General features: G+C 62.0%; 20 protein-coding genes. 5 read left to right on the top strand and 15 right to left on the bottom strand.

Features of this window, described 5'->3' with window-relative positions; translation table 11 throughout:
* Window positions 1–13: 13 nt before the first annotated feature.
* Window positions 14–1,369, top strand: a complete 1,356-nt coding sequence (locus AD665_RS22885) for an amidase family protein (RefSeq protein ID WP_053193926.1) — start codon at window positions 14–16, stop codon at window positions 1,367–1,369.
* Here the strand turns inward: AD665_RS22885 and AD665_RS22880 are convergent.
* A complete protein-coding gene (locus tag AD665_RS22880; protein WP_053193924.1) occupies window positions 1,359–2,300 on the bottom strand; it encodes a LysR family transcriptional regulator in 942 nt (313 codons plus the stop codon). The genes AD665_RS22885 and AD665_RS22880 overlap by 11 nt on opposite strands.
* Window positions 2,301–2,386: 86 nt before the next feature.
* Window positions 2,387–3,001, bottom strand: coding sequence for a DUF1989 domain-containing protein (locus AD665_RS22875; RefSeq protein WP_080996612.1), 615 nt, complete (start codon window positions 2,999–3,001; stop codon window positions 2,387–2,389).
* Window positions 3,002–3,113: 112 nt separating this feature from the next.
* Here AD665_RS22875 and AD665_RS22870 point away from each other — a divergent pair, with 112 nt between their 5' ends.
* Entirely contained in the window at window positions 3,114–3,983 is an 870-nt protein-coding gene (locus tag AD665_RS22870; protein WP_053193923.1) for a LysR substrate-binding domain-containing protein, read from the top strand.
* Between the two features lie 4 nt (window positions 3,984–3,987).
* Here the strand turns inward: AD665_RS22870 and AD665_RS22865 are convergent, their stop codons facing one another.
* Both AD665_RS22865 and AD665_RS22860 read right to left on the bottom strand, forming a co-directional pair.
* Window positions 3,988–5,436 carry an APC family permease gene (locus AD665_RS22865; RefSeq protein WP_053193921.1) on the bottom strand — a complete coding sequence of 483 codons (1,449 nt, stop codon included), beginning with the start codon at window positions 5,434–5,436 and terminating at the stop codon, window positions 3,988–3,990.
* 312 nt (window positions 5,437–5,748) lie between these two features.
* Window positions 5,749–6,711, bottom strand: a complete 963-nt coding sequence (locus AD665_RS22860; protein WP_053193919.1) for a helix-turn-helix domain-containing protein — start codon at window positions 6,709–6,711, stop codon at window positions 5,749–5,751.
* A gap of 206 nt (window positions 6,712–6,917) precedes the next feature.
* Between AD665_RS22860 and AD665_RS22855 the strand changes: the two genes are divergently transcribed.
* The 3 genes from AD665_RS22855 (at window position 6,918) to AD665_RS22845 (ending at window position 10,461) form a co-directional block, all read left to right on the top strand.
* Window positions 6,918–8,294, top strand: coding sequence for an aspartate aminotransferase family protein (locus AD665_RS22855; protein WP_053193917.1), 1,377 nt, complete (start codon window positions 6,918–6,920; stop codon window positions 8,292–8,294).
* Window positions 8,295–8,337: 43 nt separating this feature from the next.
* Entirely contained in the window at window positions 8,338–9,792 is a 1,455-nt protein-coding gene (locus tag AD665_RS22850; protein ID WP_053193915.1) for an aldehyde dehydrogenase family protein, read from the top strand.
* A gap of 105 nt (window positions 9,793–9,897) precedes the next feature.
* On the top strand, window positions 9,898–10,461 hold the full coding sequence (locus AD665_RS22845; RefSeq protein WP_024777282.1) for a cytochrome b: 564 nt from the start codon (window positions 9,898–9,900) through the stop codon (window positions 10,459–10,461).
* A 108-nt stretch (window positions 10,462–10,569) separates the two neighbouring features.
* On the opposite strand, the gene AD665_RS22840 is transcribed toward AD665_RS22845, so the two are convergent.
* The 11 genes from AD665_RS22840 to AD665_RS22790 form a co-directional block, all read right to left on the bottom strand.
* Window positions 10,570–11,478, bottom strand: coding sequence for a hypothetical protein (locus AD665_RS22840; protein WP_053193912.1), 909 nt, complete (start codon window positions 11,476–11,478; stop codon window positions 10,570–10,572).
* Window positions 11,475–12,170, bottom strand: a complete 696-nt coding sequence (locus AD665_RS22835; protein ID WP_024777284.1) for a hypothetical protein — start codon at window positions 12,168–12,170, stop codon at window positions 11,475–11,477. The genes AD665_RS22840 and AD665_RS22835 overlap by 4 nt, the downstream gene beginning before the upstream one ends.
* 136 nt (window positions 12,171–12,306) lie before the next feature.
* Window positions 12,307–13,917 carry a gamma-glutamyltransferase family protein gene (locus AD665_RS22830; protein ID WP_053193909.1) on the bottom strand — a complete coding sequence of 537 codons (1,611 nt, stop codon included), beginning with the start codon at window positions 13,915–13,917 and terminating at the stop codon, window positions 12,307–12,309.
* Window positions 13,918–13,945: 28 nt separating this feature from the next.
* On the bottom strand, window positions 13,946–14,725 hold the full coding sequence (locus tag AD665_RS22825; RefSeq protein ID WP_053193906.1) for an amino acid ABC transporter ATP-binding protein: 780 nt from the start codon (window positions 14,723–14,725) through the stop codon (window positions 13,946–13,948).
* A gap of 2 nt (window positions 14,726–14,727) precedes the next feature.
* The gene (locus tag AD665_RS22820; protein WP_024777287.1) at window positions 14,728–15,504 is read right to left on the bottom strand and encodes an amino acid ABC transporter permease; all 777 of its coding nucleotides are present in this window, start codon (window positions 15,502–15,504) and stop codon (window positions 14,728–14,730) included.
* 11 nt (window positions 15,505–15,515) lie between these two features.
* Entirely contained in the window at window positions 15,516–16,322 is an 807-nt protein-coding gene (locus AD665_RS22815) for an ABC transporter substrate-binding protein (protein WP_053193903.1), read from the bottom strand.
* A gap of 75 nt (window positions 16,323–16,397) precedes the next feature.
* Window positions 16,398–17,066: a GntR family transcriptional regulator gene (locus tag AD665_RS22810; protein WP_024777289.1), complete on the bottom strand. Its 669-nt coding sequence runs from the start codon at window positions 17,064–17,066 to the stop codon at window positions 16,398–16,400.
* 284 nt (window positions 17,067–17,350) lie between these two features.
* Window positions 17,351–18,286 carry a helix-turn-helix domain-containing protein gene (locus tag AD665_RS22805; RefSeq protein ID WP_024777290.1) on the bottom strand — a complete coding sequence of 312 codons (936 nt, stop codon included), beginning with the start codon at window positions 18,284–18,286 and terminating at the stop codon, window positions 17,351–17,353.
* 79 nt (window positions 18,287–18,365) lie between these two features.
* Window positions 18,366–19,145: a 2-keto-4-pentenoate hydratase gene (locus tag AD665_RS22800; RefSeq protein ID WP_053193901.1), complete on the bottom strand. Its 780-nt coding sequence runs from the start codon at window positions 19,143–19,145 to the stop codon at window positions 18,366–18,368.
* Window positions 19,142–20,749, bottom strand: a complete 1,608-nt coding sequence (locus AD665_RS22795) for a bifunctional 3-(3-hydroxy-phenyl)propionate/3-hydroxycinnamic acid hydroxylase (RefSeq protein ID WP_053193898.1) — start codon at window positions 20,747–20,749, stop codon at window positions 19,142–19,144. Before AD665_RS22795 ends, AD665_RS22800 begins: the two co-directional genes overlap by 4 nt.
* Complete coding sequence (locus AD665_RS22790) at window positions 20,749–21,615, bottom strand: alpha/beta fold hydrolase (protein ID WP_053193895.1); 867 nt, start codon at window positions 21,613–21,615, stop codon at window positions 20,749–20,751. The genes AD665_RS22795 and AD665_RS22790 overlap by 1 nt, the downstream gene beginning before the upstream one ends.
* Between the last annotated feature and the right edge of the window lie 15 nt (window positions 21,616–21,630).

Below are 21,630 nucleotides of genomic sequence, written 5' to 3'. Positions count from 1 at the left end.
CAAGGGAGAACACATGATCACCATGTTGCAAACCGCCGAGCGATTGAGGCAAGGCCTGACGACACCCGATGAGTTGGTCGCCTGCGCATTGGCCGCGGCGAAAGAAGCGCAGCCGGTGTTCATCTCCCTGCTGGAGCAACGCGCCCTCGACGCCGCCCGCGCGTCGACCCGGCGCTGGCAACAAGGCACCCCGTTGAGCGCTTTCGACGGCATTCCCTACGCGGTCAAAGACCTGCTGGACGTTGCCGGCAGCCGGACGACGGCCGGCTCCATCACGCGGGTCGACGCTGAGATCGCCGTCGAGGATGCGGCAGTCATCGCCGCCCTCACCGCGCAGGGCATGATCCCGCTGGGGAAAACCAACCTCGTGGAGTTCGCTTATTCCGGCCTGGGCCTGAACCCGCATTTCGGGACACCGGCCTCAGCTGTCGTGGTCGATGAAACCCGCGTGCCCGGCGGCTCCTCCTCCGGTTCGGCCATCGCGGTTCAACGGGGCATCGTCACCAGCGCCATTGGCACGGACACCGCCGGCTCGATTCGCGTCCCGGCGGCGTTCAATGGCGTGGTCGGCTACAAGGCCTCGACAGGCCGATACAGCCAGCAAGGCGTTCACCCCCTCGCTGTCACGCTCGACAGCCTGGGCGCCTTCGCCCGCAGCGTGGCTGACTGCGCCGCGCTGGACAGGGCGATGCGCGGGATCAACGACGGGGGCTGCCCGGCTGCGAGGCTTTCGGACCTGCGCCTTGTAGTCGACGAAGGTGTGTTGTCCGACCCGGCGCTGCAACCAGCGGTACGGCAGAACCTTGTCGCCACGATGGAACGGCTGCGCGCCGCCGGGACCCAGGTTGAGTATCGAACGTTTGCCGCCGTTGCCCAAACCCGTGAACTGATTGCCCGTTCGGTCTGGTTGGGCGCGATAGAAGCCTGGCGTCTACTGGGCCCGATCGTGGAAAGCCCGCAAGGTGTCCGGATGGACAGACGCGTGCGCGCGCGCCTGCGTGCGGCCAAGGACATCGACTCGGCCACCGAGGCCAGGATCCGACAGTCACGTGAAGCACTGATGGCGGCCATCGAGGATGAGCTCGACGGTGCCTTGCTGGTGATGCCGACGGTCAAGCATGTCGCCCCGCCCATGGCGCCCCTGGAGCAGGACGACGCGCTGTTCGCGGCGGTCAATCTGGAGACCTTGTCACTCACTATGATCGGCAGCCTGCTGGACATGCCGGGGGTTGCCCTCCCATCCGGCCAGGACAGCCTCGGGCTTGCCACTTCAGTGCTGTTCTCGACGACCCGGGGTCGCGATGACCCACTGCTCAGCGCATGCCTGGCCATAGAGTCGGCCATGCTCGCGGATGGCCTCAGGTGGTGAGTAACCGTTGATGTCCCGCCAGGTCATTGAGGGCATTGCCCCTGAATGACCTGGCCTCGTCCAGGAGCCATTCCCTGAACAGCGCCAGGCTGCGTCGTGGGTGGCCATGGCTGTTTTCAATCAGGTGATAGGTGAAGCCCGCCAAGGTCGGTCCTTCTAGCCGCCGGATCCGCCCCGAACGCAACTCATCGTCAATCAGCACATCGCTGCACAGCAAGGGCCCCAGGCCCCGCTCCAGCGCATGCAGCGCCAGGGTTTCCTCGCTGTACCAGGAGATTCGCAAATCACCCGAGGTATCGCGTTTGACCCCGGCCAGCCAGGCCGACCACGAGGGGGCTTCGAGTGCCTGGTTCTTCCATTTGAACGCCAGCAGCGATCGATTAGGGAAATCGTTGATCGTTGCGTTGTGTTCCAGTGGGCAAATGCGCTTGTCCGCGACCGCGATGAACCGGTCTTCGAACAACACCGGCCCGCGCACTTCGGCATCGACCGGTCCATATCGGATCGCCAGGTCGACGGTCTCAGCACGCAAGTCCACGACTTTTTCCGAGGCGTGGATGGACACCACGATGTTCGGATAAATCTCGTTGAACTTCGCCAGACGCGGCATGAGCCAACGTTCGGCGAAGGCCCGTGTGGTGGACACGTGGATGGCATCGCCCTCCTTTGCCCCGCCCAACAAGGCAAACGCCTGGGCAATCTGGTCGAAGCCCTCGCGCAGCAACGGATAGATCGCCTTCCCGGCAGGCGTGAGGGTCACCATTCGGCCTCTTTCCAGGAGCTTTTGCCCCAAGCCTTCTTCCAATTGGCGCACTTGATGGCTGACCGCGGCGACCGTCACCGAGAGCTCGTTCGCCGCGGCAGAAAAACTCTGGTGCCGTGCGACCGCCTCAAACGCGCGCACGGAATTCAGAGGGGGGATTTTGCGCATGGTTTTCTCCGGGCACCCGACGGGGTGCTTGCGACGTATTCAGTATCCTGCTGGCGAGCAACAGGTGCCAGCAGGTTGGCGATCCGTCAGAGGATGCGGTAATGGACGTCCTGGGGCCGCATGCCGTTTACCGCCGTCACGTCCTGAGGGCAGGCGGACAGCACCACAATAGCGTCCATTTCCGCTTTGAGGCAGACATATTGTCCTGGCTTGCTGACAGGCTCGGCAAACTCGATGCGTCCATCTTCGCGCACCGGGACGTTCATGAAGAGGTTCAAGGGGCTCGGCGTATCAGGCGCCAACAGACCGATGGCCTCCAGGGCCAGGAAGAGGTTTTCGTTGCAGCTGGCGTGATGGCCGACGACGCCCAGTTGAACATAGCGGGTCGGGTCACAGGCGGCGACCAGGGTGTCGTGGATGCCCGGCGTCGTGTCCTCGACCAGCGTCAGGATCCTGCGACGCTTGTTGGTCAGCAAGCTGTCGCCTTCCCGTGGGTTGAGTTTCAACCAGAAGGGACGACTGTGCTCCATCGACATGGCTTCCTGCAGGTCGCCCGGGTTGAAGGCCCAGGTGTCCACCACCTGTTTGCCATGGGTGTTGACCACCTGGAGGGTCTGCCCCTGCTTCAACCGTAGCGCTACACCCTGCCGCGCTGGCAGGAGAAGCCGCTCACCGGGGGTCATCGAAGTCATCGTGTTCATGTCGCGGTTTTCCTCTGCGCTGATGGGCCTGCTATCAAGGAAAACACAGAAGAAAACCTCAAACCAATAATATAAAGTGGCTTCAGTATAAGTTGGATCTATAGGTCAACCCATGCGAATCCGCCAGCTCGAGTGCTTCAGAACCTTGATGATTCACGGCACGATGACCCGCGCTGCGGAGCTCTTGAATATTTCCCAGCCGGCGATCAGCAGCACCATCGCCAACCTGGAACATGAAACCGGCCTCAAACTGTTCGTGCGCAAGGGCGGTCGCCTGCAACCTACCCCTGAAGCCCGGCTGTTCTTCATCGAGGCGGAACGGGCGCTGGAGGCCGTGGAGAAAACCCAACGCATCGCCAAGGAAATCCGCACGGGCAAGCGCGGTCATCTGGCGATCGCCGCCTACGCCAGCATCTCGATCAGTTTGCTGCCACGCCTGATGGCCGAATTCGCCAGGGAGCGCCCGGGCCTGGAGCTCAAGGTCATCACCCGCAACTCCCAGTCCGTTCGTGAGTTGATCACGACGCAGCAATTCGACCTGGCCATTGCCGAGCTGCCGCTCGACTATCCGACGTCCCGCATGGAGGTGATTGCCTATGAATGCCAGTGCATGATGCCTGCCGATCACCCGCTGGCAGCATTGGACATGATTACCCCGGCGGAGCTGGATGGCGTGCCGTTCGTTTCGCTGTTCAAGGGCGACCCCCTCTACCAGCAACTGGCAATGGCGTTTTCGGCGTACGGGTCATCCTGGAACGTGGTGGCCGAGACAGAGTTCTTTGCGACAGCATGCGAACTGGTCCGCTCCGGAATGGGCGTCGGTATGGTCGATCCGGTGGTCAGCCGTCCCTTCGCCCGCAACCTGGTCCTGAAACCCTTCAAGCCCGCCATCAAGTACGAGATTGCCTTGCTGCTGCCTACCCAGGAAGAACCTTCGCAACTGGCCCTTGAGTTTATACGCGTCCTGAAGCAGCACCTGTGACCTCCTAGAGCTTGTGGCTCCCCAATGCCAGATACCGCTCCGGGGCGCTCTTGCGCAGTCGAGCCGCCAGGAACACTCCAGCCAGCAAAGCTGCGGGGATAATCGCGCAGAGGCCATAGGACAAGGTCTGGCTGGCGCCTGTCAGCACATCGAAATGCAGCACCGCGATGATCAGGACCGCCAACAGGACCAGGCAGGATAGCGCGGGAAAGATCCCCCCACGCCAGAGTCCGAGCCTCAGCTCGGGGTGGCTGCGGGAAAAGGCAAATACCGCGGCGGACGTGAGCGCCATCAGCAGGATCACGCACAGCGTGGCCAGGTTGGACAGCCAGGCAAACAACTGCAGGATCGGATCGGCATCCATGGCGGCGAAAATCAGCACCACCACCGCAGAAATCAAGCTCTGCAAGGCAGAGCCCATATGGGGACTCTGGTGGACCCGATGAGTCGTTCCCAGTTGGCGCGGCAACAGCCCGTCGCGTCCGATGGCGTAGAAGTAACGGGCGGCGGCGTTATGAAAGGCCAGCAGCCCGGCATAGATACTGACCATGAACAGCACCCGGATAATCTGGGTCAGGTGCGGGCCGACAAAGTGATCGGACATGCCGTAGATAAAGGTCGTGGGATCCTGCAGGGCCTGCAGCATCGGCACGATCTTGTCCGCGCCCACCCCCACCACCATCGACCAGACCGACAGCGCATAAAACCCGCCGATCAGCAGTACCGAGCAGTAGGTGGCAATCGGAATCGTCCGTTGCGGGTTCCTGGCTTCTTCGCCATAGATGGTCGTGGCCTCGAAACCGATGAACGCGGCGAAGCAGAACAGCAGGCCGATCGACGGCGTGCCGCTGAACACGTGGCTGCGATCGAACGCGTCGAGATTGACGCCACTGTCGCCGCCCGTGCTGAGGATGGCGAAGTCCAGGCTCAGGATCGCCAGGTACTCGGCAATCACGATGACCGACAGCACCCGGGCCGAGAGATCGATCTTGCGATACCCCAGGATCGCGACGCTGGCCATTGCCATCAACGAATAAGCCCACCAGGGCAGTTCCAGGCCAAACACGCTGGCCATGGTGCCGCTGACCACGCCGCCGAACATGCCGTACAACCCCACCTGAAGGATGTTGTAGGCAAACATCGCCAACACCCCTGCCGCACCACCCGCCAGGCCACCCAGGCCACGGGAGGTGAACGCGTAGAAACCACCGGCATTGGTGACGTGCCGGGACATGGTGGTGTAGCCCACCGAGAACATCAACAACACCAGCAAGGCCAGGATCAGCAACGCCGGTGTACCGGCGCCGTTACCCAGCATGATGCCAATGGGGAAGCCACCGGCGATGACACTCAGCGGGCTCGCCGCCGACACCACGAAGAAAATGATGAAGCCGACACCCAAGGCACCACGCTTGAGCTCCGTGGAGCTGTTGACCGGGAGAGATACACTCATGTGCTTGACCTTATTGTATGAGGCAGTCGCTGTGGGATCGATGCAGTCATCCGTTCACCGGCACCGAATGGCTTATTGTTCTTGTTGCACGCCGGGTTCGATCCTATGCCTGCCCATCAACGCCCCAGTAACCCAAATCGGTCATCAGACAGCCCTTCCCACAAAAACCGTGGCGAGGGGATTTATCCCCGCTGGGCTGCGAAGCAGCCCCAAACCCTGTTTTGTGGAGTATCAGCCAACTATCACCAGCCTTATGGGGGCCGCTACGCAGCCCAGCGGGGATAAATCCCCTCGCCACAGGGGTTGTGTTGCTCAGGCGAGGGCGCACTCGGGAATGGCCGCGCGCTGGGTATGAGACGGCAGCTCCGCGAACAGTTCCTGGTACTCCGCCGCGAAGTGGCTCAGGTGATAAAAGCCCCACTGGGCAGCGGCATCGCCAATCGACAGATGCGACGCCTGGGTGGACATCAAGGTGCGGCGCACACCGTTCAGCCTGACCGAGCGCAGGTAGTTCAGCGGCGTCGTCTCGGCCACCGCACGGAAGCTGTTCTGCACGGTACGCCGACTCACCTGCAGGCGCTGGCACAACTCATCCACGCTGGGCACGTTGTTCATTTCGGCAGTGGTCAGACGGTGGCATTTCTCGACAATGAAGCTACGGGTGGAGCTCGTGGTGCGTTGGTATTTGTCGCAGGCCGGATCGGTCATGAGCTGCAGCATCTCGCCGAGCATCGCCTGTTCCAGCTCCTGTTCCCACACATAGTCGAGCTCTTCGTTCACCAGGGCCTGGGAGAATATCGCCAGCAACCGCCGACGCGCCTGCGCGAAGTGCGGCGTGGAAACCCTGATCACCGGTTGACGCAGCAGCTGGCTGATGTCCTTCGCCGAGGCCGTTTGCGCCAGCGCCTGCTCGAACAACTCTCGCTCGAAGGTGATTGAAAGCAGCTCCATGCCCATCGGCATATGGAACATGAACTCCTCACCGCCGTGAAGAAAGAACAGGCTGCTGTCGTCCACGTCGCGCCCTTGCATCCGAATCGCGCCCGGGACGTTGATCGGCACCGCGAAACACATTTTGCCTCGAGGAGCCACGCCGTGCTGCACGACACGCTGGTTGATCTGCTCGCGAAAGACGTGGCAATGGGCAGTGGTCAGCTGCATGAGCGTACTTTCGGCCGAACCGGCGGTGAGCTGGTTGTAGTCCTGACTCCACTCCTGGACGGTAGCGGCATGGAGGTGGACGTCGCGAAAGTGGTTTATGTGAATATTTCTCATAATACGCGAAAGCCTCTCAAATATTATTGTTCTTATCCTGCCTTCTTGACCGATATTCGCACATTAAAGGAATTTCGAAAAATTCCATAGCAGAATATCACTCTCCACCTTCGGCGCAATTCACCCATGTGCCGATTCGGGCTACCGCTTGGGGAGGCGCGCTGGAGATGATCGGCACACTCCAATCGACATCCAGAGAGACCGTCATGAGTGAAGCCAAACTTGAATCCCTCCACTTCGCGGATGCCCCGCGGATTATTTCCAGCACCCTCCCCGGTCCCATGACCCGCGAAGCCCTGGCGTTGTCGGCGCGTACCGAGTCCATGGCCCGCGGCGGCGGACGCATGCCGGTGGCCATGGACCGGGCGTTCGGCGCGACCTTCAAGGATCCGGACGGCAACACCTACATCGACCTGTCCGCCGGCGTGGGCGTCAGCAGCGTGGGCCGCTGCCACCCGAAAGTGGTACAGGCCATCCGCGAACAGTCCGAAGTGTTGATGCACGCCCTGGAAGTCAACAGCACCCGACGCACCGAGCTGGCAGCCAAGATATCCGAGATCGCGCCCGATGGCTTGCGCGGCGATTGCACCACATTCTTTACCCAAAGCGGCAGCGATGCATTGGAGGCCGCGGTCAAGTTCGCCAAGCGCATCACCGGCCGGCACCAGATCATCGCCTTCCATGGAGGCTACCATGGCGTGTGGAACGCATCAGGCGCGCTGACGACAGGTACGGCCTACCGCAAGGGCTACGGCGCCATGATGGGCGGTGTCATTCACGCGCCCTACCCTTATGCCTACCGTTTCCCGTTCGATACCACCCACAAAAGCGCCGAGCAGATCGCCGGCGATTACGTGGACTACTTGCTGAACACTCCCTACACCGCCGCCGATGACGTCGCCGCCGTGATCGTCGAGCCCGTACAGGGCGAAGGCGGCTACGTGCCTCCCTCGCCTGAGTTCCTGCAGCTCTTGCGCAAGGCCTGCGACCGCAGCGGCGCGCTGCTGATCGTCGATGAAGTGCAATCCGGCGCCGGGCGGACAGGCAAGATGTGGGCAGTTGAACACTCGGGCGTCAAACCCGACATGCTCACGTTCGGCAAAGGCATCGGCAGCGACCTGCCCATGGCGGGCCTGATCATGCGCTCGGACCTGGCCGCTGCGATTCCTGACGGCTCGGTGCCCAACACCTTCGCTGCCAACTCGTTGTCCGCCGCCGTGGCGTTGACCAACATCAGCATCCTGCAGGATCCAGAGCTCGATCTGCTCAACCGTGCGCACACCCTGGGGCTGGAAGCGCAGGAACGTATCCGTGGCTTCAACAGCCCGTTCGTGGGTGAGGTGCGCGGCCGCGGCCTGATGATCGGCATCGAACTGGTTGAAGACCCGGCCACCAAGGCACCGCTGGAAGGCGCCAGGATCGGCCAACTCATGGGCTACCTGCTGAACCACGGCGTGCTGATGATCCCCTGCGGTCGCTACAGCAACGTGATGCGTGTCATGCCTTCGCTGACGATCTCGCGCTCGCTGTTCTTCAAGGCGCTGGACATCTTCGGCGACGCCCTGGCCTCGCTCAAGGCATGAAACGGGTCTACCTGACCACTGCACAACATTCATGGATCCAAACATGACACAGCATCTGAATCACTTCATCGAAGGCGGCTCCTTCGAGGCCTCCGACGGCCGTCGAACGAACCTCATCAACCCCGTGACGGAACAGGTCTACGGCAGCGCCGCGCGCGGTACGGCCGAGGACGTGAACCGCGCCGTGGCAGCGGCGCGCAAGCAGCTTGAAGGTGGCGCCTGGAGCCAGCTCGACGGAGCCCAGCGCGGCCGGCTGCTGCTGAAGCTGGCGGACCTGGTGGAACGCGACACCGACTTGCTCGCCGACATGGACGCCGACGCCATCGGGCGCTCGCCGATCGAGCCGCGTCGCCTGGACATTCCCAACGTGCTCGCCAACTTGCGTGCCGCCGCCGGCTGGGCCAACCAGTTCGAAGGTCGCACCATCCCTTCCGGTGGCTACTTTGGCACCAAGACCCTCTCGTACACGGTACGCGAACCGGTGGGCGTGGTCGGGGCCATCGTGCCTTGGAATTCACCGCTGATGATCACGGTCTGGAAACTCGCCGCGTTGTTGGCGGCAGGTTGCACCGTGGTGATCAAACCGTCGGAAGAAACGCCGCAGTCAGCCCTGCACCTGGCGGCCCTGGCCCAGGAAGCGGGCTTTCCCGACGGTGTGATCAACGTGGTCACCGGTTACGGCAATGAAGTCGGCCGTGCCCTGTGCGAGCACCCGGATGTCGCCAAGATCAGCTTCACCGGCAGCCCCGAGGCCGGACGCGAGATCCAGCGCACTGCCGGTGTACTGTTCAAGCGCGTGGCACTGGAGCTGGGCGGCAAGAGCCCGCAGATTGTCTTCGATGACGCCTCCTTCGACGATGCGCTGTTTGGTTGTACCCTCGGCCTGTTCGCCAACCAGGGCCAGGTCTGTGCCGCCGGTTCGCGCATCCTGGTCCAGCGCAGCCTCGCAGAGCGTTTCGCCGCCGCGCTTGCCAATGCCGCGTGTGCCGTCAAGGTGGGTGACCCCCGGCAGCCCGACGTGCAGATGGGACCGGTGGCCAAGAAAGCGCAGTTCGATCGGGTCAACCGCTACATCCAACTGGGCATCGATCAAGGCGCTACGCTGCTGGCCGGTGGTGTATCGAACCCTGAGCAAGGTTGGTTCGTGCGGCCGACGATTTTCGCCAATGCCCGCAATGACATGGCGATCGCCCGGGACGAGATCTTCGGCCCGGTCGGCACGGTGATCGTCTTCGACACCGAAGATGAGGCTGTCGCGCTGGCCAACGATTCCAGCTATGGTCTCGCCGCCACGGTGTGGACGAGCGACCTGGTGCGAGCGCATCGCGTGGCCGCTGCGGTGAAGGCCGGTGCCGTAGGCATCAACTGCTGGAGCCCGCTGGACGCCAACCTGCCCTGGGGCGGCGTCAAGGACAGCGGCATTGGCCGTGAAGGAGGGTTCAGCGGCGCACTGGCCTACACCGAGGAGAAGGTCATTACCGTACTGCTACCGGCCTGAGAACAATATTGCACTGAGCGAACCACCCTCCAAACCCTGCGAGGTGCCGAGGGTGGTGGTTCAAGTGCGTTCCCGATGTCTTTGACGATTGATGAGGCGACTGCGATGAACACCACAAATCAAGAGATAATTGATCGGTATCCAACGTCCCTGCTGCTGTTGCACTGGGTGCGTGCCGTGCTCGTAGCCGGTCTCCTCTGGGCAGGCTGGCACATGACCGGGATGAATGATGAAGTGGCAAGCAAGTACGAACTCTATTACCCCTGGCACAAATCCTTCGGCGTGTTGACGTTCATGGTGGTGCTGGTCCAGATCGCCCTGCGCTACATGACGCCCAGGTTGCCGAAGCCGCTGCACACGCTGACCGGGCCTGAACAGGTGATGTCAAACCTGGTGCAACGGGTCATGTATGGGCTGCTGGTGATCGTGCCGTTGATGGGTTACTCCATGTCGAGCACCTACACGATGAGTGACGGGGTGTTCTTCTTCGGGGTCAACCTCCCGGAGCTGCTCCCGAAAAATGATGATTGGTTCGTCGTGTTCCAGTGGCTGCACAAAGTACTCGCCTATTCCCTGCTCGTCCTGATACTGCTGCACATCGCCGGCGCTCTCAAGCATCGGTTCCTCGACCGGGATCCAGAAAAAGACGTTCTGCGTCGCATGCTTTGACTGCACGAGGGCGTGGGCGCAAGACGTCTACGCCCGCTTCATGCTGCCCCCTCTGAAGCAACCCCCTGATGGCATGACCCGCCGACAGTTCGACAGGGAGGGGTTTAGCTAGCGTTCATAAGCCGCCCGCAACTGTTCCTGCGTCAACGCATCCTCGAAGGGCACCGGAATGGATTTCACCGCACCGTAAAGGTTGCGATAACGCCGATAGTTTCCATGACTCGCCAACTGATAGCCACGCTCGACTACCCGTTGTCCATCCAGAACATAGCGCAAGGTTTCCTGGGCAGCCTGTGGCGGTGTCGGCAGCATCATGTCAGTGGCAAGCACGCGCATCGACTCATCGATGCATTCGTCGAGTACAGTCGTGACTTGAGAAAGCTCCAGGGTGCCGTCATCCACGCATTGTTTGCCGCAGCGTCGAATCGGCTGGCTGGTAACTTCAATGCGCATGCGATACAGCGCCGAACCGGCAATATCCTGGACTTGCACCTGATTGACCAGTACGAAACTGCCGCGATCCGGTGTGAGTATCAGTTTAGGCTCGATCAACAGACGTGCGCTGACCTGCCCTGCTCCCTGCTTGATACCGGCCGCCGCCGACGCTTGCTGAAAGCGTTGTTGCAAACGCTCCTGCAATGGCACCCCGGCCAACAAGTCGGCGAGCGGTCGTGACTCCTTGGCGGCGGTATTTTCCGCGTCACGTTGCAAGCTGCCGCTGCCCATCTGAGTATTGATCAGGCTGGCGACCAGCAAACCGGCGACCCCGGCAGAGTTACCAGAACTCGCAACCAGGGTATAACTCGCCGTCGCGGCATTCTGCGCGGCCGCGGCATCCACTACGGTACTGGCCCCTACAAATGCTTGAGGCAGTTGCACATCTACTTTGACCCCATGGGTCTGGACGTAGGCTACTGCCTCTTGCGACTTGAAACCGGTTTCCGGTGCCGGTTTCTGTGCACAGCCGGCCAGCGTCAGCAATGTCAGCGCACTGAACGCTATCAGCGAGCACCTCATTGTTCGAATGGGGTGATCATTTGCTGACGGCTGGTGTCCATGGCCTGGTAGAAGGCATTGGTCAGATTGGTGTAGGTCGGCTCGTCCCACTCGCCCTGAGCGGCTTGCACGACAGCGAAGGGTTTGAACCAGAGCAATTTGTTGTCGGCCAGATCGACCACCATCCCTTGCCCGCCCACTTGGGCCATGGGCACGCTGGTCGGCACGACACTGTAGTAGCTACGAGTGGCGCCCGTGCCGAGGATGTTCACCAACAACAGACGATCAACACCATAGGCCGCCTTGATTGGGGTCAGGTCGCGGGCCATGTAACCTTCGCGGAAACTGACTTCCTTATATATCTTCAGGTCCACTGGCTCATTGATTCGCTTGGCTTTGAAACCCTTGGCCTGCAACTTGGCAACAATGGCATCGGGCAAGGTGTTGAGGTCGCGCACTTGCCATTTTTCGACATTATCGCTGAGCTTGCTGTTGACACCTTTGTTGATTGCAAAATCCAGAATGCCTTGATTGCCGGTCAGTGCCAACACCGGTTCCGGCACCACGGTAATTGCCACACCGATCGTTGGCTCTTTGGCATCCCAGAATTGATTATCCAGCGGTACCGGGGGTTGAACGTGGGCGCAGCCGGTCAGTGTCAAGCAGGCGAACAGCGACAGTGCCGCAAGAGTGCGGAGTGTACGAAAAGACATGCATCAAGTCCCTATGATTAAAAACGATGCTGCCTGTGTCGGCAGCAATGGCCAGAACAATAGTGGCACAGTGATACATTTTTTTTCAACCACACGACCGATGCGAAAGGCTTTCCCGCGGCAGAAGCCTACCGCATTACCAAACCGCAATATGCGAATCTGCCCGGGGCTCGGTCCCTCCGCACAGCACACCACTGACCGGATCGCGGAGGATGATCTGCCCGCGCCCGTAGTCGGTCAGGTCGCTGCTGACCTGCACCTCATGACCGCGACGCGCCAGAGCATTGACCAGGTCCGGTGAGGCGCCGTGCTCGATGCCGACCTTCATCCCGCCCAGCCATTGCCAGCGCGGCGCGTCCAGGGCCGCCTGGGGATTCAGGCCGAAGTCCACCAGGTTCATGACCATCTGCACGTGTCCCTGGGGCTGCATGTAGCCGCCCATGACGCCGAAAGGACCAAGGGCCTGACCGTTCTGGGTGAGGAAGCCGGGGATGATGGTGTGGAAGGTCTTCTTGCCCGGCGCAAGGCAGTTGGCGTGTGTCGGGTCAAGGCTGAATTCCTGCCCGCGGTTCTGCAGGGCAATCCCACTGTGGGGCAATACCACACCGGAGCCAAAGCCGTGGTAGTTGCTCTGGATGAACGAAACCATGTTGCCTTCTTCGTCGGCGGTCGCCAGGTACACCGTGCCACTGGCGTGGGGATCGCCGGGCGCGGGCGACAATGCCTGCTCGCCGATCTGTTCACGGCGCCGGGCACTGTATGCGTCACTCAGCAGGTCGGCCACCGCCACGCGCATGTGCCGTGGATCGGTGATGTAGTGCAGGCCGTCACTGTAGGCCAGCTTCATCGCTTCCAGTTGGCGGTGCCAGGTCTGCTGGCTGTCGCGGTGATCGAAGCTGAAGCCTTCGAGTATGTTCAGCGCCATCAAGGCCACCAGGCCCTGCCCGCTCGGCGGGATTTCCCAGACATCGATGCCTCGGTAACTGACGTGGATCGGCTCCACCCATTGGGCGCGATAATCCTTGAGGTCGGTACTGCGCAGGTAGCCGCCGGTGGCGCGGGAATGGCTATCCAGGCGCTCGGCCAGGGCACCGCGATAGAGACTTTCGCAACGGGTGGCGGCGAGTTCTTCGAGGGTGCGGGCCTGGGCGGGGTTGCGGAAGATCTCTCCTGCCCGCGGCGCGCGCCCTTCGATCAGGAAGGTATCGAACCACGCCTCCAGCACCGGGTCGCGATGGGGGGTGAACTCCTTCACGGCGATCTGCCATTGATGGGCAACCACCGGCGACACCGCAAAGCCACCCCGCGCCAGGCTGATCGCCGGTTGCAACAGATCGGCAAAGGGCAGCTTGCCGAAGCGTTGCGACAATTCGGCCCAGGCCGATGGGCAACCGGGCACCGTCACCGGCGTCCAGCCATAGAGCGGCATGCATTCATGGCCCGCCGCCTGCACCGCTTCGACGCTCAGAGACGCCGGCGCATGCCCGTTGCCGTTAAGGCCGTGCAACTGGCCCTTGCACCAGACCAAGGCAAAGGCATCACCGCCGATGCCGCAGCCGGTGGGCTCCACCACTGTCAGCGCCACCGCCGTGGCAATGGCGGCGTCAATGGCGTTGCCGCCCTTGTGCATGATTTCGATACCTGCCTGTGCGGCCAGGGGTTGAGAGGCGGCGACCATGCCGCGACGGGCAAAGACGCTCTGGCGTTGCGACGGATACGGGTACTCGTGAGCAGAAAATTTCAACATGGCAGAATCTCTTCACAGACAAAATGAGTCAGAGCACGCGACTGAGAAAGGCCTGGGTACGCGGATGGCTGGGGTGGCTGAAAATCTGCTCCGGCGGACCTTGCTCGATGAGCTCGCCCTGGTCCAGGACCACCACACGGTCGGCCACCTCCCGGGCAAAGCCCATTTCGTGGGTCACCACCACCATGGTCATGCCCTCTTCCGCCAGTTCCTTCATCACCTGCAGCACCTCGCCCACGGTTTCCGGGTCGAGGGCACTGGTGGGCTCGTCGAATAGCATGGCCTGGGGCTTCATCGCCAACGCCCGGGCTATCGCCACGCGCTGTTGCTGTCCGCCAGAGAGCATGGAGGGGTAATGGCTGGCCTTGTCCGCCAGGCCGACCCGCGCCAGCAGGCTGCGGGCCTGCTCCAACGCGGTGGCGCGCGGTATCCCGAGGACCTGGATCGGCGCCTCGATGATGTTCTCCAGGGCGGTCATGTGGGGGAACAGGTTGAAGCGTTGGAACACCATGCCGATGTCCCGGCGCTGGCGGGCGATGTTGCGCTCCGAATCGCGCACCAGGCTGCCGTCGGCCCGTTCCCGGTAGCCCATGGCCTGGCCATTGACGCGGATGCGCCCGCCCTGAATGTCCTCCAGCAGATTGATACAGCGGATGAAGGTGGTCTTGCCGGATCCGGAGGCGCCGATCAGCACCACCACTTCGCCACGGCGTACCTGCAGGGAAATACCCTTGAGGATCTGCAGATCACCGAAGGATTTGTGGACATCCAGCGCCTCGATGATCAGCTCTTCACTTTTGTGCGCCATGGTTAACGTTCCCTCAGCAGTTTCAAGGTGCTGCGGCCGAACATCCGCGTAGCGGCTGGCGGCGGCGAAGACGGACGGTCCGACTGACCGAAGCGGGCCTCCAGCCAGCGCTGGAAGAAGCCCCAGAGGGTGGTCAGCAGCAGGAAGTAGATCGCCACCACCAGGTACAGCTCGAACACTCGGAACGTCGCCGACGTCACCATTTGGGTGCTGAGCAGCAATTCCTGAACGCCGATCACGCTGACCAGGGTGGTGTTCTTGAGCATCACGTTGAACTCGTTGCCCAGCGGCGGCACGATGACCCGGAACGCCTGGGGCAGAATGATGCGGCGCATCAGCCTGGCGAAGGTCATGCCCAGGGACCGCCCGGCCTCGTACTGGCCCTTGTCGACCGCGCCGATGCCGGCGCGAATGATCTCGGCCATGTAGGCGCCTTCGTTCAGGCCCAGGGCGATGATCGCCGCCTGGATATTGCCGGGTATCACCAAGCCGAACAGATCGATGTCCTCGAAGCGGAAGATCCCGCCGGCGGCCAGTGCGGTGTAGAGAAAGACAATTTGCACCAGCAGCGGCGTGCCGCGCATCAGCCACACGTAAAAGCGCACCGGCAGGTGCAGCAACGGGTTCTTCGACAGCCGCAAGAGCGCCGCCGCCAGACCCAGGGCGCAGCCCAGCAACATCGCCAGCACGCTGATCAGGCAAGTCAGCCAGAGCCCGGTGAGATAGACCCCACTGGGCTGCAGCAAATACTGCCAGAACACATCCCAATTGAAATTCATCAACGCTTACCTCAATCGAGAGAGTCACCGGCGACATGCCATTTGTTGAGCAACTGGCTGTAGCTGCCGTCGCCGCGCATGTCGCTGATCACCTGCTGCACCGCGACGCTCAGTTGCGGATCGTCCTTGCGGATGCCGATGCCGGTGAGAATCCGACTGAAGGCCGGCACCCCTTCCTCGAACAAGTCGGGGGCCATGGCGGCGTAATAACCGGCGGTTTCCACGGTGGTGCCATAGGCATCGACCTGACTGATGCGCAGCGCCTGGAACGCATCGGTGTCGGTGTTATAGACCACCAGCTTCATCGCCGGTTTTCCGGCCTTGGTCAGCTTCTCATTCTCGGCATCGAGCAGGGTCTTGATGGTGGAGCCGTTGAGCACCGCCACCTTGCGCGCGGAAAGGTCCGGGAGCGTCTTGATGGCTTTGGGATTGCCCTTGGGCACCACCACCGCCTGGCTGGAGTACATGTAGTTGACGATATCGATCACCTCGCGGCGTTCGGGCTTGTCGAACAGCTGGTCGACGATCATGTCGCACTGTTTGGCCAGCAACGCGGGGAGCAACCCGGAAAACGGCACGACCCGCCACTCCACCTTCTTGTCGTCCAGGCGCTTGGCGATTTCCAGGCCCAGGTCGACGGTCAATCCCTTGGGTTTCTGTGCCTCGTCAAAGGACACCAGCGGCGGGGAGTCCATACCCGAGCAATAGACCAGTTTGTCGGCCTTGATCAAGCGCTCCGGCACCACGGGGGCGGCAGCCGCCCACTGTGCACAGAATCCCAAGGATATTGCGGCAATCAACACGCGAGGCTTATGCATGACCAGACACTCCAGTTCAGTGGGTAACGGGCAGTACTCAGAGTCAGAACACGGGCAGGCTCAGGCCTGCTCTGCTTATTTTTTCGCTTGCAGGAACTCGATCAATTCAGGGATGGTGCCTTCGATGTGCGCACGTACCACCGCCTCCGCCTTGTCGGCGTCACCGGCCCGGATCGCTTCGAGGATCACCACGTGTTCCTGGCGCGCGCTCACGGGTTTCTCAACGTGCTGCAACCACAGGCGCATGGGCGCCTCCACCAGGGAATAAAGGGCACTGATCTGCTTCAGCAGTCTGGGACGACCGCTGAGGCTGCACAGGTATTCGTGAAAAGCCCGATGACGGCTGACCCACTCGGCGCTTTCGTCGCGGTAGTCGTCCATCTCGTCCAGCAGACGTTCCAGGGCAGCCAGCTGGCGATCGCCAATGCGCCCCACCGCGACCCGGATCGCCAGGCCTTCGAGGGCGCTGCGCATCTCGAACACTTCCTGCAGTTCGTCGATGTCCAGGCCGCTGACGACGGCTCCGCGATTGGGTCGGAGCGTGACCAGGCCCTGGGCATCCAGGCGCCGGAACGCCTCGCGCACTGGCATCCGGCTCATGCCGATTTCACTGGCGATGTCCTCGGCGATCAGCCGATCCCCCTTATGGAACCGGCCACCGCAGATGGCCTCCAGCAAAAAGTTGTAAGCCTCTTCCTCGGCGGTCACCGGGGGACGTTCAGTGTAAGACGGAGCAAATTGCATGGCCGCACCCCTTGTATTTTTGTATCCAATTATCCATGGATTCAAAAAATAGCAGGATGCGTGCCAAGACATCCGGCTCACGCACAAGTGATTGATTTAAAGGGATTGGGAATAGCCAGACAGGCTGGTTAGGTACTCAGCAATCACGGCGAGGCCGTGCTGGTGTGCTACTTATTGGCTCAGGGACGCCCATTAATGTGCAAAGAGGTAGCCCGGTAACATTGCCAGGTTATCCACCTCTGGCTCCTGTAATGCGGTTCATCGCTTTTCTTAAGTGAACAGCATTATCTGACCCTGGGGGTTTCCGAGGGTGACTCGCCGAACAACTCCCGGTAATGCGTCGCGAAGTGGCTCAGGTGAAAGAAGCCCATGGCCACGGCGATCTCGCCAACGTTCTGCGCGGTTGCCTGGGTAGTGATCAAGCGACGCCGCACGGCATTGAGCCGCAGGTTGCGCAGGTACTCGACCGGACGCATACCGGTCACGGCCTGAAAACTGTTCTGCAGGGTCCTGCGACTGACCCGTAGTTGCTCGCAAAGATCGAGGATGCTCAGGGATGTATCGCTGTCCCCTACCAGCTCCTGGCAGCGCTTGACCAGATAGGCGCTGACGGCAAAATTACCGCGCCGTCCCCGGACTTCGTCCGAGGCATGGCTGAACAGATCGAGGAAGGCATCGAGGAGGACGTCCTCCAGAACTTTTTCCGAGGCCGGAGTGATCGCGTCCGGCTGCTCCAGGAGTCGGCGAAACAGCGGATGAATCCTCTGCTGAACACGCAGCAGAACCGTCTCATCCACGCTGACCTGGGACACGTTTTTCAAGCGCTTGAGCTGCTCGTCCGGCAGCTCATAGGCCGCCAGCTTGGCGAAACGCACCATGTCGACGTTGATCGCGAAGAACCGCGTCCCTTCCGGGGCGTGCAGGACAAAGTCTTCTCCGTCGCGCAGCAGCACGACGTTGTGAGCATCGACCTGATGCCCCTGGACCACCGGCGCGCTGCCCAGGGACATGGCAATGCACAGGCGTCCCTTTGGCGCGCAGCCGCGCTGCACCACACGCTTATCCAGCACTTCCTGGAAGATCTGGAAACGCTCGGCGCAAATCTGCTGCAGCTCGCTGGACAGGCATCCGCGCCCGAGCTGGTCATAGACCTGCTGCCAGCCCAGGATCGAGCCGGCATGCTGTTGAGGATCATTGAAGGTACGGACTTCGGCGAGCATGATCAGTGTTCCTCGAGGGTCGGTCTTTGATTGACCGACCGTGCGTAAGGTGCTCGATCGTCCATGACAGCGGCAGGGTTTACGGAGCGCCAGCGCCCGCCCGGAAAGCCATAGCCAGTTCCGTGCCAAGCATGTGCAAACGGTATTGCGCGGGCTGGATGTCCATGGGCGGCAGCAACGCCCCCGACAATACGACCTGCCCCGCCTCGAGGCGCTGCCCATCCGCCAGCAATCGCCGGATCAGCCAACAGAGATTGACCTGTGGCGTATCCTCCCGCGCTTGGGTGTCACCGTTACCGCAGTCCACCCCATCCCGTTCCAGGCAATAGCTCACGTGGGGTAACTGGCCCGGCTCGAGTTCAATACGCGGGCCCACGCAATACCGCCCCGCCGCCGCGTTGTCGGCCAGGAACGCCCCGACGCCGAAGCTCCAGCCCTGCCATCGACAATCGGCGATCTCGAAGGCCGGGGCGACTGCGGACACGCACGCCAGGATCGCCTCGTCACTGTGCTCACCCGGCGCCAGGGTCCGTCCCAGGAAGCATGCCATTTCGATCTCCAGCTTGGGCTGGATCAGGCTCGCCAGGTCTACCGAACCGCCGGGCTCGACGGCCATGGCGTCGGTCAGCGCACCCAGCACCGGTTCTTCGATACCCATCCGCTTCTGCGCCGCGCCCCCGGCGAAGGCCACCTTCCATCCGCTCAACTGCTCGCCTCGGGCCTGACGCTGGCGCAACGCCTCGCGCTGCAGGACGTAGCCGGTCGACAAGTCAAAGGCCTGGGGGGCCAATGGCGGTAGCGCCCGCGCCGTCAACGTCGCCTGATGAAGCTGGCCCGGCAGTTCATCCCATGGCTTCATGACAGCTGCTCCGCGAGTTTGCGCAGTACGCCTTCCAGCCTCTCGGGCGTGGTAATCGCGGCAACGAAACGGTCTGGCCGCACCACCACGACGCAGTCCCGCACCTTGGCAAACCACTCTCCCAAGCGGTTATCGACGTCTTCGACGCAGATCGCCTGGCTCGCGGACAACGGCTGGTTACGCCCCTTGCCGCTTCGGGAACGGTTGACCTGAATGAAGCGGGTGTTCCAGCGCGCCCAGTAGGCACGGGTCTCTTCGCTGAGCGGCTCGTTCGGATTGACCCGATAACCCAGCACGGCATATGAAGTTCCCAGCACCTCGTCCAAGCGCCGACGCTGGCCTTGCTCATCTTCGACGGTCGGCTGGATGAACAACTGCCCCACCAGGTCATCCTCGTGCAGCTCCGCCCGTTCGTGATGCACCAGGCCTTTGGTAATGGTCGCCTTGGGTTTGAACTTGAACTCCAGCAGGTGCGAGCGCAGATTGTCGACACTGTTGACGGCCTGGAACAGCCAGTCCCGCACACCCGCCATCAGCGGATTGGTCAGCCCCAATACGGCGCCCATGTTATCGGCCAAGGCAATGAGGTCGGTGGCGTGCCCACGTCGCTCCTGGTCGTAACTGGCAAGTATCGATGCCGACGCACGCCCCTGGATGATGGCGGCGATTTTCCAGGCGATGTTCACCACGTCCCGCAGACCCGAATTGAGCCCCTGCCCGGCCCACGGCGGGGAAATGTGCGCCGCATCGCCCACCAAGGCCACGTGCCCTTCGACAAACCGCGCCGCGACCCGGGAGTTATGGGTGTAGGCGCGTATGCGGATGATCTCCAGTTCATCCGCGGCATTGCCGATGTGCCCGCGGATCAAGCCACGGATGGTCGCTTCCTCGCACATCGTGTTTTCATCTTCGCCCTCCAGCAGCATGAACTCCCAGCGGCGCTGCTGGTACGGCAGGTAGATGCAGACGAAGGGCCGTTGAGGATCGGCGTGCAAGGCCGTATAGGGTGCATCCTGGGTATCGTTGGCCGTGTCGACCACCACCCATTTGCGCGGATGGGTCAGGCCCAGCAGCTCGATGCCGAGCTTCTTGCGCACGCTGGAACGGCCGCCATCGGCGCCAATCACGTATTGCGCCTGCAACTGGTACAACTCGCCCTGGGCGTCGCGCACCTGCAACGTCACCCCTTGCCCGTCCTGCTCCAGGTCGAGCATTTCATGCCCCTGGCGCAGATCGACACCGGGGTGCCGGTCCAGTTGTTCCCGCAACGTCCCTTCCAGCAACTGCTGCATGAAAATGTTGCGCATCGGCCAACCATAGTGGGCGGTACTCGGCTTGACTTCAGCAAAGCACACGCCGCGGGCGTTGTAGTAGCGCAAGGGCACATTGCAGATCATGTCCCGGCTGGCCAGCTCAGCGATGTCGATGCCCTGCAACACCCGCAACGCTTCATCATCCATGCCCACCGCGCGGGGGTACGGCAGGATCCCGTCCGCCAGTTCGAGGACGACGCAATCGATACCGTACAGGCCCATGTAATGCGCGGCGGTGATCCCGTTCGGGCCACCGCCCACGATGACCACCTGGGTTTTGTCCTGCTTCATCACGCTTCACCGCTTCGTTGTTGTGGTTGTAGGTGCTGGCCGTGCAAGTAATCCCTGACGACACGGTTGAAGGTTTTCCCCTGGTCATCATGGACGTAGTGACTGGCATCGGCGACTTCCGTGGTGTGCACCAGCGGATTGGCGGTCTTCATGGCTTCCAGGGTTGCCGCCGGAAGAAAGTCGGAACGCCCGCCACGGATGAACAGCGTCGGGCAATCCAGCGCCCGCACCGCCGGCCACAGGTCCGTCGGCGTAATACTCAGGCGTGCCTGGGCAATGCCTTGCTGGTCGTGACGCCATTCGATGCCTTTGAGGGTTTCCTTCATGGAATACGTCAACCTGGACGCCAGCGCCTGCTGGGACAACCCCGGACGCGCCTGCAGCCAGAATTGAGCGGCACTTTCCCAGTCAGGAAAACACAGGGGCGTTTCGCTCATTTCCCGGCGAATGCGCTCGGCGCCATCGCCGCTGATGGAGGAACCGGGCCCGATATCCTCGATCACCAGCGCCTGGAGCCGCCCGGGATTGAGCCGTGCATACTCCAGCGCATTGGTACCCCCGAGGGAGTGGCCCAGCAGGACGAATCTCTGCAACCCCAGGTGCGCAACCAGGTCTTCCAGATCGCTGACATAGGCCTCGGTCCGGTAGGTGTCGGCGGGCGCCCAGTCGCTGTGCCCTCGGCCACGCTGGTCCAGGGCATAGCAACAATAGGGCGCACCCAAGGCATCGGCCAGGGATTGCCAGGTCTGGGCGTAGGATCGCAGCCCATGGAGCAGCACCACCGGGATGCCTGACGGGCTGCCCCAGGACAGATAGTGCAGGCGCATCCCCGTCCGATTGCTGAAGAAATGGCTGTTTGCGGACATTCGTTCGGTTCCCAC

This window comes from Pseudomonas corrugata (assembly GCF_001269905.1).
In the GTDB taxonomy this organism is placed as follows: Bacteria; Pseudomonadota; Gammaproteobacteria; order Pseudomonadales; family Pseudomonadaceae; genus Aquipseudomonas; species Aquipseudomonas corrugata.
Note: the sequence above shows the minus strand (reverse complement) of the source record. Positions and strands in the feature narration are given on the sequence as shown.

Coding starts and splice junctions, on each gene's coding strand:
- AD665_RS22795 (WP_053193898.1), bottom strand. CDS start 20,749: ATGAAGCAGGACAAAACCCAGGTGGTCATCGTGGGCGGTGGCCCGAAC.
- AD665_RS22845 (WP_024777282.1), top strand. CDS start 9,898: ATGAACACCACAAATCAAGAGATAATTGATCGGTATCCAACGTCCCTG.
- AD665_RS22840 (WP_053193912.1), bottom strand. CDS start 11,478: ATGAGGTGCTCGCTGATAGCGTTCAGTGCGCTGACATTGCTGACGCTG.
- AD665_RS22855 (WP_053193917.1), top strand. CDS start 6,918: ATGAGTGAAGCCAAACTTGAATCCCTCCACTTCGCGGATGCCCCGCGG.
- AD665_RS22800 (WP_053193901.1), bottom strand. CDS start 19,145: ATGAAGCCATGGGATGAACTGCCGGGCCAGCTTCATCAGGCGACGTTG.
- AD665_RS22850 (WP_053193915.1), top strand. CDS start 8,338: ATGACACAGCATCTGAATCACTTCATCGAAGGCGGCTCCTTCGAGGCC.
- AD665_RS22815 (WP_053193903.1), bottom strand. CDS start 16,322: ATGCATAAGCCTCGCGTGTTGATTGCCGCAATATCCTTGGGATTCTGT.
- AD665_RS22865 (WP_053193921.1), bottom strand. CDS start 5,436: ATGAGTGTATCTCTCCCGGTCAACAGCTCCACGGAGCTCAAGCGTGGT.
- AD665_RS22830 (WP_053193909.1), bottom strand. CDS start 13,917: ATGTTGAAATTTTCTGCTCACGAGTACCCGTATCCGTCGCAACGCCAG.
- AD665_RS22860 (WP_053193919.1), bottom strand. CDS start 6,711: ATGAGAAATATTCACATAAACCACTTTCGCGACGTCCACCTCCATGCC.
- AD665_RS22885 (WP_053193926.1), top strand. CDS start 14: ATGATCACCATGTTGCAAACCGCCGAGCGATTGAGGCAAGGCCTGACG.
- AD665_RS22880 (WP_053193924.1), bottom strand. CDS start 2,300: ATGCGCAAAATCCCCCCTCTGAATTCCGTGCGCGCGTTTGAGGCGGTC.
- AD665_RS22805 (WP_024777290.1), bottom strand. CDS start 18,286: ATGCTCGCCGAAGTCCGTACCTTCAATGATCCTCAACAGCATGCCGGC.
- AD665_RS22820 (WP_024777287.1), bottom strand. CDS start 15,504: ATGAATTTCAATTGGGATGTGTTCTGGCAGTATTTGCTGCAGCCCAGT.
- AD665_RS22870 (WP_053193923.1), top strand. CDS start 3,114: ATGCGAATCCGCCAGCTCGAGTGCTTCAGAACCTTGATGATTCACGGC.
- AD665_RS22810 (WP_024777289.1), bottom strand. CDS start 17,066: ATGCAATTTGCTCCGTCTTACACTGAACGTCCCCCGGTGACCGCCGAG.
- AD665_RS22835 (WP_024777284.1), bottom strand. CDS start 12,170: ATGTCTTTTCGTACACTCCGCACTCTTGCGGCACTGTCGCTGTTCGCC.
- AD665_RS22790 (WP_053193895.1), bottom strand. CDS start 21,615: ATGTCCGCAAACAGCCATTTCTTCAGCAATCGGACGGGGATGCGCCTG.
- AD665_RS22825 (WP_053193906.1), bottom strand. CDS start 14,725: ATGGCGCACAAAAGTGAAGAGCTGATCATCGAGGCGCTGGATGTCCAC.
- AD665_RS22875 (WP_080996612.1), bottom strand. CDS start 3,001: ATGAACACGATGACTTCGATGACCCCCGGTGAGCGGCTTCTCCTGCCA.